The organism is Halalkalibacterium halodurans (genome assembly GCF_004376175.1).
Classification (GTDB): domain Bacteria; phylum Bacillota; class Bacilli; order Bacillales; family Bacillaceae_D; genus Halalkalibacterium; species Halalkalibacterium halodurans.
Map to the genome: position 1 here is coordinate 72308 of NZ_SNUY01000006.1, position 13226 is coordinate 85533.

Below are 13226 nucleotides of genomic sequence, written 5' to 3' on the forward strand. Positions count from 1 at the left end.
TTCGGTATTTATTTTAACTGTTCGATTCGTTCTCTTTGCGATAAAATCTCGGTGACACGAACTCCGAAGTTTTCATCAATGACGACCACTTCGCCTTTCGCGATTAACTTCTGGTTCACTAAAATATCGACAGGTTCCCCAGCAAGCTTGTCTAACTCAATGATCGAGCCTTGTGTGAAAGAAAGAATATCCTTGATTGAGCGTTTCGTCCGCCCCAATTCCACTGTTACTTGCAAAGGTATATCTAGGAGCATATCCAAGTTGCCCGCTTCTGTATCGTTAAGTTTAGGATGTTCAAAATTCGTAAAAGCGGCAGGTTGAACATTTGCTTGCCGTCTTGTTTGAAGAGGTGGTTGTGACATCGATTGTCGATACCCTCCTTGCGTTGGTTGCTGCATATGAACTGGATCTGTTTGATTGGTTGGAGGTGCTTCGTTCACCGTTTCTTGCCTTGGCTGTTGATCTACTTCCATCGCCACTGCACCGGCCACTTCATCTTGGGCAGGATTCATCAAGTCGTCGACCATTTTTTTCGCAAAAGGCACGGTGACGAGCTGCATAATAGAAGAGTCGATCAGTTCCCCAATCCGTAGACGAAACGATACTTTGATGAGAACATCGCCTTCTGGTACACGATCGGTGCCTTGATCATTTCCCACATCCAGCATGTTTACGCCAGGCGGTGAAATATCAATACGTTTATTAAAGATCGTCGACATGGAGGTCGAAGCAGAGCCCATCATTTGATTCATCGCTTCTTGAACAGCACTTATGTGCATCTCGTTTAGCTCTTCCTCAGGATTCAATCCGTCACCGCCAAGCATTAAATCTGCAATAATCACAGCATCCTTCGTGCGGATGACTAGTAGATTCATACCTTCAAACCCTTCAGTGTAATCCACATGGACTGCAACATGGGGCTGGGGAAACTCTTTTTCTAATTGATCCTTGTGTATCACAGATACTTGCGGCGTCGTAATGTCTACCTTTTCGTTTAGCAATGTCGACAACGCCGTTGCAGCACTTCCGAAGGAAATATTGCCGATTTCACCGAGTGCATCTTTTTCAACCTTTGTTAAGAAACCTTCTAAGCTATCTCCTTTTTGATTTTCTGGGGCATCCAAACCATCGACTTCCTCTGCATCATCCCCATCACTTGCAACTCCCTTTAACAATTCATTGATCTCATCTTGGGAAAGCATTTCATCATTCATCTTCTGCCGCCTCCTCAATTACATCTGTGACTTGAACCGCCAGATGGTTTTTCTTTTTCCCTGGTTGCGCTAAATATTTCAAATGACCACCGACCCGGACGTTTAACGGTTCATGGATGGACTGATCCAGCTCGATCACATCACCAATTCCAAGGTGAAGAAATTCATGGATGGTGATCTCTGAGCGGCCAAGCTCTGTCTGAATTAGAAGTGGAGCCTGACGGACTCGATGTTCAATGGAATCCAGTTCACCCGGTTGGCGCTGCTTTTTCTTTTCTTGCATCCAATAGTGGACCGATAATTTTGGCAAGACTTCTTCTAGAACAACATGCGGTAAGCAAATGTTAATCATGCCAGAAGTCTCCGCAATCGTTGTGGATAGAGAAATGACAACGACGGTCTCATTTGGTGAAACCATTTGTAAAAATTGCGGATTTACTTCAACTGCATCCATCTCAGGTTCTAGTTCGATTACGGTGCTCCATGCTTCTTGAAAGCTATCTAGCGTTCGTTGAAACAATTGGGACATAATCCGAGTTTCAATCTCCGTCAAGTTGTCAACTTTATTCACGCTCACCCCTTGACCTCCTAACAACCGATCCAACATCGCATACGCAACATTTGGATTCACTTCGATTAAAAAGCGCCCGTCAAGAGGAGCCGGTTCAAATACGTTCAAGATCGTCATCTTTGGAATCGAACGAATAAATTCCTCATACGGCAACTGATCAACCGATGCGACAGAAATTTGAACGAACGTCCGAAGTTGGGCGGAGAAATATGTGGTTAATAATCGTGCAAAATTTTCATGAATTCGACTGATGCTGCGAATTTGATCCTTTGAAAAACGAAGCGCACGCTTAAAGTCATACACTTTTACCTTTTTCTCAAGCTCTTCCTTTTTCAGTTCATCAGCGTCCATTTCTCCAGTGGAAAGCGCCGAGAGTAAGGCATCAATCTCACCTTGTGATAAAACGTCAGCCAAGAACCTCACCTCTCAATCTACTCTAGCCAATTTGTTTTCTTTTCATCGTTATTGAATGACCCATTCGGTCGTATAAATTTTCACGACTGAACCTTCTTGCATAAGCGCGTTAATGTCATCTTGAAGTTGGGCCTCCAGCTTTTCGATTCCATCGGCACCCGATAATTGAGAGGCGTCCATTCCTGCTAAACTACGAATAATAATGTTGTTCACTTGAAAATCACGCTTTTGTACTTCTTGTAAGGCATTACGATTGTCTACGTGGATCAGGAAACGGGCACGGACAAAGTCATTTGATAATAAATTTGTCGTGATTTCCTCTGTCTCATAAGATTGTGCAATAATCTCATCGATCGTAGGCTCCCGATCTTGTTCATCTTCATTATTAAAATAATTCACGAAAATAAGGACCGCGACCCCCACTAACGTTAGAACAATCAGGATGATGAGCATGATGTTGACTAAACGATTTCGAAACACTTATGAGCCCTCCACATCTTTATTTATTGCTATAAGGCCAATTTGGTTAAAACATTCTCTCACTTTTTCATTGACCTCATCTATGCTGTTTTGTACGACAATTTTTTTCCCATTTATTAGCGTAATTGTTGTATCAGGAAAAGCTTCAATTTGTTCAATTAAGGTCGCGTTTAAAAGAAACGGACGGCCATTAAGACGAATTAACGTAATCATCGGAAATGGAAGGGCTAGAGCTGTCCCTAGCCCATACCTCCTTCATCAGGTATTTTTACGCGAGATGGCGATCATGCCATTAGCGCTTCAAGTTTACTAGCTCTTGTAAGATTTCGTCAGAAGTAGTGATAATCCGAGTATTCGCTTGGAACCCACGCTGTGCAACGATCATTTCTGTGAACTCTTCAGATAAATCAACGTTTGACATTTCTAGCGTTCCAGCTATAATGTCACCTGTTCCTCCATTACCGGCAGAAGTAAACAGCGGAGCACCTGAGTTTGCAGACACTAAATAGAGGTTGGCTCCAGCTTTCGCTAGACCTTCAGGGTTTGCAAAGTTCACGAGACGGACCATCCCTGCTTCTTGCAAATCACCATCTTCGTCAATATACGTCACCGTTCCATCTTGCCCGATGCTAAAGCTTTGGGCTGTCGTTGGGACCGTGATCGGGTTGCCGTTCGTATCCATCAGACGAAGCCCTTGGGCATTAACAATCGTGCCTTGCTGGTCAAAATAAAAGTTTCCTGACCTCGTATAATAGAATGTATCCCCATCTTGTACTTGGAAAAATCCATCACCAGAAATCCCTAGATCAAGCTCGCGGTTCGTATTTTGCAAACTTCCTTGTGTATGGACATTGTCAATCGATGCAAGCTGCATTCCTAGACCAACCTGACGAGGGTTTACCCCACCGCGGTTCGCTCCAGGAGCGGTTGCCCCAGCAAGTTGTTGGCTTACCATGTCTTGAAATGTGGTCCGACCTTTTTTGTATCCAAACGTATTGACATTCGCAATATTATTTCCAATCACGTCGAGCTTCGTTTGAAAATTTCTCATTCCAGAAATACCTGAATACATTGAACGTAACATTTTTTGCTCCTCCTTTTTTGACTGCGTCCATCAATCAGCAGCCTTGGCTTCCTTTCGGTCCAGCCTTATTGAAATGATTTGTTGTTCACTACGATTGTTCCGTCAATATTAGTAAAAATATGATCTTCCGCTTCATCTAGATCAAGGACTGTAATGACTGTTTTGTTTTTGGCACTCACGACAAGCGCAGCTTCTTCTGTTAAAATGAGTGGATCTCTCACGCCTTTTTGTTCGGCCTCTAACACTTTCTCTTCAATTCGATTCCAAAGTGGCTTTGAAATCGAAATGCCTCGTGACAGCAGTCGTTGCTCCGCATGTTTGCTTAACTTTAGCGACTGCCCTTTCTGGAGCTCTGTTTGAAACAGATTTCCAAACGAGACATGAGGAGACGGTTTCGATAAAGCGGAACCTTTTCGTGTTAAGGGCTTTATCGACTGTATCGAACCAGTGATTCTTGGGTCCACAACTTATCCCTCCTGTTCATCAGGTGCGTTGTCGCCCACATCCCCCTCAGCTTCCTCTTGATGATTCGTTTTGCCGGATACTTGAACCAATTGATCGGCAGATATCCAACGTCCACTATCGAGCTGAATGCTAACATTTCCGTTCGTTTCAAGCCTTACAGATGTAACGGTGTTTTCAACAAGCTCTTCTTTTTGTCTGTACTCATCTATATCAATGATCCGCTTCCACGTCACACGCTTACCAATTAATTCGCTATGCTGGACAAGCGTTTGACTTGTTTGCTGTTTAACAAACTGTTGAATCGCGCTGTTCATGTTTGTCATTTGTTCCAAGGATGAGAACTGCGCCATCTGTGCGATAAATTCACGGTCATCCATTGGATTCAGCGGGTCTTGATACTGAAGCTGGGCAATGAGGATTCTCAGAAAATCATCTTTTCCTAAGATTCCCGAGTTGCTTTGTTCTTTCGGGCGATTTTCGTAATAGTACGAGCCATCAATACCGTTTGTTGTCGTCACGAACCGTCACTCCTTCCCCTCTAAACTTGTTCATCAAAGCCGACATCATCCAAAAATTGCTGGAACGTCTCACCGTCTGAATGTTCCTGACCCTGCCGTTGCTGTTCCTTTTCGTCCTTTGTTGATTGTTGACCTTGATTTTCACGCTCTAACAACGAATGTGACGGTTGCTGAACAACTTCAATTCGCTCCACGTTCAACTGTTGCTGTGTGAAGGCATAACGCAACTGATTCATTTGTGATTCGACAAGCTCCCTTGCCATCGTGGTCGACGTCATGATTCTCGCAACGATGGCACCGTTCGTCTGGGTTAACTGAATATCCAAACGTCCAAGGTGTTCAGGCATGAGCTTAATCGTCATTTGTGTTCCATTTTGTAATTGCACGACATTTCCCCGTTGTAAAATTTGTTGAAACTGACGAAGAAACTGTTGTTGCTGGACTTCTTTTGGCTGCTGTTCTCCGAGGTGGATGACGAGCTGTTGTGTCCGGTTAAGCGCTTGACCTAGCTCCTGACCATGATGTTGAAGCGTTAAGCCTTGCACGCGTCCTTCATTTGCATCATTGGCTAACAAAAACGGACGATACGTTCGGCTCGTTTCTACTAAACTGTTCTGCGTTTGTTGCTGCGTTCCATCATTCGTAAGAAGCTTAGTCTCTCCTTGCTTAGTCAACCATTCTTTCGCCTGTTCGATAAAAGCTCGGAACTGTTCTGACAAAGTGTGTTGCCCTTGAATAACGACAAACGGAAACGCTCGCTCCATGATTTGCACAACATGGCCTCTTATTTGAGTAGGTAGTTCTTGATTCCCTGACGCTGTCATCAACTGTAGTGCAGCAAGCAAGTGGAAGACGGCTTGCTCTTGTTTTGACATGGCTTGAAAATCTTCAAAATCAACCGGATCAGCCTTTTCTGTCAACAGCGACTCTAGCTGCAATACCGATTCCATTGGCAGTACGTCCATCAACTCCACGAGCCACTCCTTCACATCGTTTGGCACTTCTTCTTGTATATGTAGAAGTGAATAGAACAGCTCTAACGATTCAATTGATGGCTCAGTGCCTTCTGACCATGTGCCGAGCTCTCCTTCCTCTGAAGTGAGTGAATCAAGCACCATCAAAAAGTTCGCTTCTCCTGTCAATGAACTTTCTGATCGCGGCGTTTGACCATTGATGTGGGGAACATTTCCAAGCTGCATCATCATCATCGCTGGTATCAATTGGTTTCACCTCCTTTCGTTTTTAGGACTGGGGGTCGTTAAGTCGTGTCATGATCGTTGCTGCCTTTTCTGGATCCATTTTCCCTAAAATGGCAGCCCGGCTATCTGTGGATAGGAGGGACATATGAATCACTGCCTCTTCAATGTCCACTTCTTCAAGGATGGCAGCAGCATTTTTAGGAGACATGGACTCATACGTTTTGGCTAGCTCCTTCACTCGATTGTTCGTTTGCTCTGCTACGCCTTCTTCCACCTCTTCTCGCTGTTCCAAAAGCGCTTTTTCATCTTCAGCCTGCTTTAGCTCTTCTGTCGTTTCCCTTAATTCCCGCTCAAGGCGGTCTAATTCTGCTTGCTGGCTCGCTAGTTGTTCCTCTAACTCAGCAATTAGCTCCTCTCGCTCCTCTTCTTCAGCTGTCTGTATGTAATTCCCTACAACTGGGAGGTTTGCACCGATTTCCTTCGCCTCTTTTACTACGTTGTAACCTAGAAGATAGGCAATTCCTGAAAACAACAAGCCGGCGAAAATAATAGGAATGACGATGAGAAAAAGAATAAATTGAAATTTGCTAGTACCCTTCTCTTTTTTGCCCATACACTCACCTTTACACTCGGAATGCAAATGCCTGGACGGATAGCTCATCCATGATCTGCTGTTCCCGCTTCTTTTCTTCCAACAAGAAACGCTCCTGTTTTTGTTGTTTCATTTTTTCATATTTTTTCAGTTCAATCGAAATGGCCTGTAAATCGCGGTGCTTTTTGTCCATTCGTTCGCGCGCGAGGCTCGTAGCACGCTGCTGTTGTTGAATTTCTTGATGCAATTGGACGATGAGCATTTCACGCTGCTGCAGCTCGTGTATGGACGTGCCCACGGCAATTTTTTCACGTGCCTGTTCCTCAAGCTTTTCCCTCTGCTTTAAGAGGTGATAGAGTTTTGTCGCTACTGTTTCAAATGTGTTCATTGCTTCAGAATACTGTTGTTGCAGTTCTTCCTTCTGTCTTTTCTTAAGATCAAGAACTTTTTGCAGCGTATATTCAAATGTCAACTCAATCACCCTTTCCAAAAGCTTGAATTAATTGTTGGATCGAATGTTCAGCAATCGCCACTTCATCCGTATTTTGTCTTAAAAAGGAAGTCACTTCCGGCTGTCGCTCGATCGCTTCATCAATTTGTTTCGATGAGCCACGCTTGTAAGCGCCAATGTTAATTAAGTCTTCCGATTCTTTATACACCGATAATAGTGAGCGAACATGCTCTGCTGCACGCTTTTGCTCATCTGTAACAATATCATTCATCACCCTACTCACACTTTTTAAAATGTTGATCGCAGGATAATGCCCCTTATTGGCAAGCTCTCGATCAAGGACGAAATGCCCATCAAGAATTCCGCGAACCGTATCTGAGATCGGTTCATTCAAATCATCTCCGTCGACGAGAACCGTGTAGAAGCCAGTGATGCTCCCTTTCCCATTGGTTCCTGCTCGTTCCAATAATTTTGGTAGCAAAGCGAAAACTGATGGAGTATAGCCTTTCGTTGTCGGAGGTTCACCGACCGCTAGACCAATTTCCCGTTGTGCCATCGCAAACCTTGTGACTGAATCCATCATTAAATTGACGTGTAGGCCCTGGTCCCTAAAATATTCAGCAAGAGCAGTTGCCGTCATCGCCCCTTTAATTCGCATGAGGGCTGGTTGGTCTGAAGTGGCCACTACGATAATCGACCGCCTAAGTCCATCTTCGCCTAAATCCCTTTCAATAAAATCTTTCACTTCTCGTCCCCGTTCGCCGATAAGAGCAATGATGTTCAGATCAGCGGCAGCGTTTTTCGCTAACATGGCAAGGAGTGTGCTTTTCCCTACGCCACTTCCGGCAAAAATCCCGACACGTTGTCCTTTTCCGACTGTAAGCAGTCCGTCTATCGCGCGAACCCCTAAGTGCATCGCTTCCTTAATCCGTGGACGAGAAATGGGATTTGGCGGCGGGTTATCTGTCGGATACGGCGTTAACCCATTAGGTAATGCTTCCCCAGTTAAAGGCCGACCACAGCCATCAATGACATGGCCAATTAAGCTATAGCCCACCTTCACTTGGAGAGGGCGACCAGTTCCTTCAACTAAGCTACCAGGAGCAATCTCTGCCGTCCCGTTAAGCGGCATTAAAAGCACTCGCTCTTCCTTAAAGCCGACTACCTCAGCCATCACTTTTGTTCCTTGTTTTCCTACGAGGATGTAACACAATTCACCGATGGAAGCTTGTGGTCCTTTTGCTTCTATCGTTAAACCAATCACGCGAGTCACTTTTCCATACCATTTATAAGCAGATAACGATGGAATCAGAGAAATGAGTGATCTAGCGTCCATCGTCTGCCTCCTTTAGCTTTTCAAGCAGCTTTTGCTTTAATTGTTGAAGCTGACTATCCATTGAGGCATCGATTCTCCCAAACTTTGTTTCAAGAACACAGCCATTATCCGTTAAGTTCAAATCGGGATAAACATGGATGAGCCCTTCTCCCGATAAGATGGAAGCCAGTTCGTTTTTTTGTCGCAACGTCTGCTCATACCACTTCGGATGCACATAAATTGACACTTCCTCAAATTCCCTGACCTCTTCCATCACTTGTAGGACTAAGCTTTGCCAGAGGGATTCATCTTCTTCTAATCGCTTTGCAACGATTTTTTCGCAAAGAGCTGCAGCTAGCTTAATAATGGTTGGCTGAGCTTCCTCTATCGTGCGGTGGTAATCATCTTTAGCACTTTCCACAATCGCATAAGCTTCCTTAATGGAGTGACGATAAGATTCAAGGCCTTCCGATTGCCCTGCTTGATACCCCTCTTCAAACCCCTCAGCCATCGCTTGCTGTTTCAACCGCTCGATTTCTTCTGTTGCCTGAATACGCTCTTGCTCGATCGCCTCGCGAATAGCTGCGGCCTGCTGCTCCGCTTTTCGAATGATATCCTCTGCCTCGCTCTTCGCTCGCTCTAGTTCACCTTCCACAACGTTCGCTGCATCGCTAGCCTCAGCACTTGACTCGTAATCTGAATTATCTCTAGAATCTGCTGTTCTCGCCGCAACGAATAAGTTACGAACCCCGATTTGTTTTACACGTTGTGCCGTATCATTGTCATTGACTGGCTTAATAATTTTAGACAATAATATCATCTCCTCCGCCTCGTGCGATGATAATTTCACCCGCCTCCTCTAAGCGGCGAATGACTGCAACGATACGCGTTTGTGCTTCTTCCACATCACGCAGGCGGACAGGCCCCATAAATTCCATCTCATCCTTAAAGGTTTCAGCCATACGCTGAGACATGTTGCTAAGGACAATTTCTTTCACTTCATCACTTGCAACTTTAAGCGCTAACTGCAAGTCTTCATTCTCACAATCGCGAATCACACGCTGAATTGAACGATTATCAAGAGTAACAATATCCTCAAAGACAAACATCCGCTTCTTAATTTCTTCTGCAAGCTCAGGATCTTGAATTTCTAACGCATCAAGAATCGTTCGCTCTGTGCTTCGATCAACACTATTTAACACTTCGACTACCGCTTCAATACCGCCCGTCTCAGTGTAATCACTCATCGCAGTCGTCGATAGCTTCTGTTCTAATATCGCCTCAACCTCATTGATGATTTCTGGTGAAGTACTGTCCATTAGCGCGATCCGTTTCGCGACATCTGCTTGAACTTCCTGAGGAAGATCCGATAAAATTTGCCCCGCTTGTTCAGACTCTAAATAAGAAAGGATAAGGGCAATGGTTTGCGGGTGCTCATTTTGAATGAAGTTCAAAATTTGAGACGGATCTGATTCTCTAGCAAAGTCGAATGGCCTCACTTGAAGAGTGGAGGTGAGGCGATTAATAATGTTCATCGCCTCTGTTTCCCCTAATGCTTTTTCGAGAACGCTCTGTGCATAGCTAATCCCGCCTTGTGAGATGTAATCTTGAGCTAGCACGAGCGAATGAAATTGATCAAGAATGCCTTCCTTCATTTCGCTATCTACTTTACGTACATTCGCGATCTCCAGTGTAAGCTGCTCGATCTCCTCTTCGGACAAATGCTTATACACTTGTGCGGAAACTTCTGGCCCGAGCGAGATTAGGAGGATCGCTGCTTTTTGTCTACCTGTTAAACCTTTTTTAGCCATGTGGTACCCCTCCTAATCTTCCGACAACCAAGTTCGTAAAAGTTTCGAGAATTCTTCTGGTCTCTCTTTCGCCATTCGTTCAATTTGCTTTCGTTTTTGTGCTCCAGTCCCTTCCTCTTCTTGTGGTAGGTCAGGGATCTCTTCAGTTAATGCTCCGTCATCGTCCATCAAATCCTCGTCGGAATCTCCTCTTCTTCTCACTAACAGAACAATAAGGAAGATAATCGTAGCCAGAAGGGTTCCTCCAACGACATATACCCATACCGGAACGGATGAACCTGCGCCTGTCTCTAGATCCGCCTTGCCTTCAAACGGCTGGGAGGAGACAAATATCTTTTCATTGAACTCATCATCCGTTAACTCAGCGGCATAGACACCGGAAATGCTCGTTCGGACAACCGTGCCTAAAATTTGCTGAATATCCGCCAATCGATCTGCTGGTAGTTCCTCCATTCCTTCTGGTGGTTCCACCATCACTTGGATGCCTAAGTCGCGAATCTTGTACGGACTTTCAACAATATCGCTTCGGATTCGGTTGACTTCGTAGTTAATACGATCTTCTGTTAATTCATAATCAACTTCGCCCGTTCCATACACTCCTGGGAAGTTCGGGATATCATCACCGACGCCTTCAATGTCTCCCCAAGGAGTCCCTTCTCCACTATAGGTCTCGGTAATGTTTTCTACACTAACGGCGATCCCTTCCATATTCTCTTCATCTACAGGCTCCACTCGTTCTTCTTGACGGTTTTCTTGCGTAAAGTCAATGTCCGTTGTAACCGAAACAAGAACTTTATCACGACCGACTAGGGTGCCGAGCATTTGCTGCAAGTTTCTTGTTAAGTCTCTTTCAATGTCGCGTTGGATGGCTCGCTGTTGTTCATAGACTGATAGGGTTGAACCTGTCGAATGGTGATCATCGTACAGGTAATCCTCAAACATTTGGTTCATGATCACAATATTTTCAATTGGGAGGTTTGGTACGCTTCGAGAAACGAGATGATAAAGTGCTCTTACTTGCGAAGCGTCTAGCTGAAAACCTGGGGCTAGATCAACAACAACGGATGCTGTTGCCTCCTGCTGACTATCGGAAACCCAAAGCGTTTGCTCTGGTAGAGTGATCATAACATTGGCTTGATTGACACCATCCACGCTACGAATTAAATCCGCTAGCTCAGATTCTATCGCTGCCCGTTCCATAAGGGAAAACTCGTTGTCGGTCATGCCAAATCCCATCGAATCACGAAAAGTTGAATAGTTAATCGTTCCACTTTGCGGTAGCCCTTCAGCAGCCAATTCAACCTTTAGTGCATCAACCTGCGTTTCAGGTACGAGGATGGTCGTCCCATCATTTGCAATTTCAGAAGAAATCCCCCGAGCATCTAACGTCTCTTTGATATTTCCAGTTTCTTGCAAAGTTAAATTTGAATATAAAGGAACATAATGGGTTCTTGTGCTGAAAAAAGTTAGGAACGCGAGAAGAATGATGATCAATAACACGGCCCCAACAATAACCATTTGCTGCTTTTTCGTTCGGTTTCTCCAATATTCGGTTACACGATCTCGATAAAGTCTAACTCTCTCGTTCATGAGTCCTCCTACCTACCAACATGACATCAATTCTTTGTTTAATTGAGCGATCTTATTAGGTGATTATACTTGCATTCGCATGATTTCCTGGTAGGCCTCAATGACTTTATTTCGTATTTCCACCGTAGCAGAAAGGGTGATCGATGCCTTTTGTCCTGTAATCATCACATCATGCAAATCTTTAATTTTGCCTTTTGCTAAAAGCTCCGTTTTTTCCGCCGAAACTTTCTGCAGATCATTTACATTATTTATCGCTTGAGACAACGCTTGTTTAAACGTCTCTTGCGCTTCGGCTGGCGTGTGTTTGTTTACGGAAGATGAATTTGCTTGATTTAAAAAGACCGGTGCAGTTACAGTTTGAATTTCAGCCATTCACTATTCCTCCTAACGTCCAATTTCTAAGGCTTTCATCAAGATGTTTTTCGATGCGTTTAACGTAGTAACATTCGCTTCATAGGAACGGGTCGCACTCATTAGATCAACCATTTCCCTCAAAGGATCAACGTTAGGCATTTCAACATAACCTTCTTCATTAGCATCAGGATGGTCAGGCTGGTAAACAAGTTTGAAAGGTGTTTGGTCTTCAACGATCGCTGAGACTTTCACCCCATTTCCGATCTTTGACTCAGAGCGTTTCATCGCTGTATGTAAATGAGCAGAAAATGGAGTTTGTTCATTTGGTTGAACGGCGATCATTTTCCGTCGATATGGCTCCCATTCTCCATTCACCTGTCTAGCTCTTGTTGTTTCTGCATTCGCCATGTTGGCTGAGATGACATCCATGCGGAGCCGTTGTGATGTTAAAGCAGAGCCGCTAATGTTCATTCCGTGAAAGATCGACATAGTGTTATCTACCTCCTCTTATAACCGTCTGCAAACTGTTAAAGTTACCGTTTACTCGTTCAATTAAGGCATTGTAATAAATTTGATTTTTAGCTAGCTCCGTCATCTCAAGATCTACATCGACATTGTTCCCATTATGGTTATACGCCGTTTGCCTTATTGTTTCTACTGGACTTGAACCTTGAGACCTATTAAACGCTATATGCTTCTCATGGGTTCGTTTTGCTTGTAAACGAGTGTTTGATAGAGCTTCATCGAATACTTTTTGAAAGTTTACTTTCTTCGCTTTATAGTTCGGAGTATCTATATTGGCAATGTTTTGTGAGATCGCTCGCTGTTGTAAGGAGGCCCCATATAAGCCTTTTTCAAGTGCGAATAATGTCGAACCAGAGAATAAATTCAATATCGTCACCTTCCTTTTTCACATTTCCACCAATTATACTATATAAAAAGTCCCTATTTCATCGTGCTTTTTAGAAATAATTCGACATAACTCAGGAATTTCAGGAAAGGATTCTACATGAAATTCTAACCAAATTATTAAAAAAAGTCTAATAGTGTTGGGAATGTTTCATTTTTTAATATAAAAGAACTAGTTCAAAATACTTATTAATTAAATGGAACTTTGTAATGAACCTCGTGATTTTATGTATATATCCGAAAACAGTAGGAAGTTTGT

At 43.9% G+C, this 13226-nt stretch carries 17 protein-coding genes; all 17 read right to left on the minus strand.

Annotation, left to right across the window (positions count from 1 at the left end; all coding sequences use genetic code 11):
- Positions 1-8: 8 nt before the first annotated feature.
- The 17 genes from fliY to flgB all read right to left on the minus strand — a co-directional run bounded on the left by fliY (position 9) and on the right by flgB (position 12950).
- Entirely contained in the window at positions 9-1214 is a 1206-nt protein-coding gene (fliY, locus tag E2L07_RS03455) for a flagellar motor switch phosphatase FliY (RefSeq protein ID WP_134228847.1), read from the minus strand.
- Positions 1207-2199 (minus strand): flagellar motor switch protein FliM, encoded by a 993-nt coding sequence (gene fliM, locus E2L07_RS03460; protein WP_010898599.1) that lies wholly within the window; start codon positions 2197-2199, stop codon positions 1207-1209. Before fliM ends, fliY begins: the two co-directional genes overlap by 8 nt.
- A 48-nt stretch (positions 2200-2247) precedes the next feature.
- On the minus strand, positions 2248-2679 hold the full coding sequence (gene fliL, locus E2L07_RS03465; protein WP_010898600.1) for a flagellar basal body-associated protein FliL: 432 nt from the start codon (positions 2677-2679) through the stop codon (positions 2248-2250).
- Positions 2680-2892 carry a flagellar FlbD family protein gene (locus E2L07_RS03470; RefSeq protein ID WP_010898601.1) on the minus strand — a complete coding sequence of 71 codons (213 nt, stop codon included), beginning with the start codon at positions 2890-2892 and terminating at the stop codon, positions 2680-2682.
- A gap of 79 nt (positions 2893-2971) precedes the next feature.
- Positions 2972-3763: a flagellar basal body rod protein FlgG gene (gene flgG / locus E2L07_RS03475; RefSeq protein WP_010898602.1), complete on the minus strand. Its 792-nt coding sequence runs from the start codon at positions 3761-3763 to the stop codon at positions 2972-2974.
- Between the two features lie 65 nt (positions 3764-3828).
- Positions 3829-4227, minus strand: coding sequence for a TIGR02530 family flagellar biosynthesis protein (locus tag E2L07_RS03480; RefSeq protein WP_134228848.1), 399 nt, complete (start codon positions 4225-4227; stop codon positions 3829-3831).
- Positions 4228-4230: 3 nt separating this feature from the next.
- A complete protein-coding gene (flgD, locus tag E2L07_RS03485) occupies positions 4231-4746 on the minus strand; it encodes a flagellar hook assembly protein FlgD (protein WP_010898604.1) in 516 nt (171 codons plus the stop codon).
- A 20-nt stretch (positions 4747-4766) separates the two neighbouring features.
- Positions 4767-5966, minus strand: a complete 1200-nt coding sequence (locus E2L07_RS03490; RefSeq protein WP_134228849.1) for a flagellar hook-length control protein FliK — start codon at positions 5964-5966, stop codon at positions 4767-4769.
- Between the two features lie 22 nt (positions 5967-5988).
- Complete coding sequence (locus E2L07_RS03495) at positions 5989-6558, minus strand: MotE family protein (RefSeq protein WP_053430950.1); 570 nt, start codon at positions 6556-6558, stop codon at positions 5989-5991.
- A gap of 10 nt (positions 6559-6568) precedes the next feature.
- The gene (fliJ, locus tag E2L07_RS03500; RefSeq protein ID WP_010898607.1) at positions 6569-7009 is read right to left on the minus strand and encodes a flagellar export protein FliJ; all 441 of its coding nucleotides are present in this window, start codon (positions 7007-7009) and stop codon (positions 6569-6571) included.
- A 1-nt stretch (position 7010) separates the two neighbouring features.
- Positions 7011-8324: a flagellar protein export ATPase FliI gene (fliI, locus tag E2L07_RS03505; protein WP_134228850.1), complete on the minus strand. Its 1314-nt coding sequence runs from the start codon at positions 8322-8324 to the stop codon at positions 7011-7013.
- Positions 8314-9114 (minus strand): flagellar assembly protein FliH, encoded by an 801-nt coding sequence (fliH, locus tag E2L07_RS03510; protein WP_053430948.1) that lies wholly within the window; start codon positions 9112-9114, stop codon positions 8314-8316. Before fliH ends, fliI begins: the two co-directional genes overlap by 11 nt.
- Complete coding sequence (gene fliG, locus E2L07_RS03515; protein ID WP_134228852.1) at positions 9107-10114, minus strand: flagellar motor switch protein FliG; 1008 nt, start codon at positions 10112-10114, stop codon at positions 9107-9109. The genes fliH and fliG overlap by 8 nt, the downstream gene beginning before the upstream one ends.
- 12 nt (positions 10115-10126) lie before the next feature.
- Positions 10127-11704, minus strand: a complete 1578-nt coding sequence (fliF, locus tag E2L07_RS03520; RefSeq protein WP_134228853.1) for a flagellar basal-body MS-ring/collar protein FliF — start codon at positions 11702-11704, stop codon at positions 10127-10129.
- Between the two features lie 63 nt (positions 11705-11767).
- Positions 11768-12076, minus strand: a complete 309-nt coding sequence (gene fliE / locus E2L07_RS03525; RefSeq protein WP_134228854.1) for a flagellar hook-basal body complex protein FliE — start codon at positions 12074-12076, stop codon at positions 11768-11770.
- A 12-nt stretch (positions 12077-12088) separates the two neighbouring features.
- Complete coding sequence (flgC, locus tag E2L07_RS03530) at positions 12089-12547, minus strand: flagellar basal body rod protein FlgC (protein WP_010898613.1); 459 nt, start codon at positions 12545-12547, stop codon at positions 12089-12091.
- 4 nt (positions 12548-12551) lie between these two features.
- The gene (gene flgB / locus E2L07_RS03535; protein ID WP_134228855.1) at positions 12552-12950 is read right to left on the minus strand and encodes a flagellar basal body rod protein FlgB; all 399 of its coding nucleotides are present in this window, start codon (positions 12948-12950) and stop codon (positions 12552-12554) included.
- Between the last annotated feature and the right edge of the window lie 276 nt (positions 12951-13226).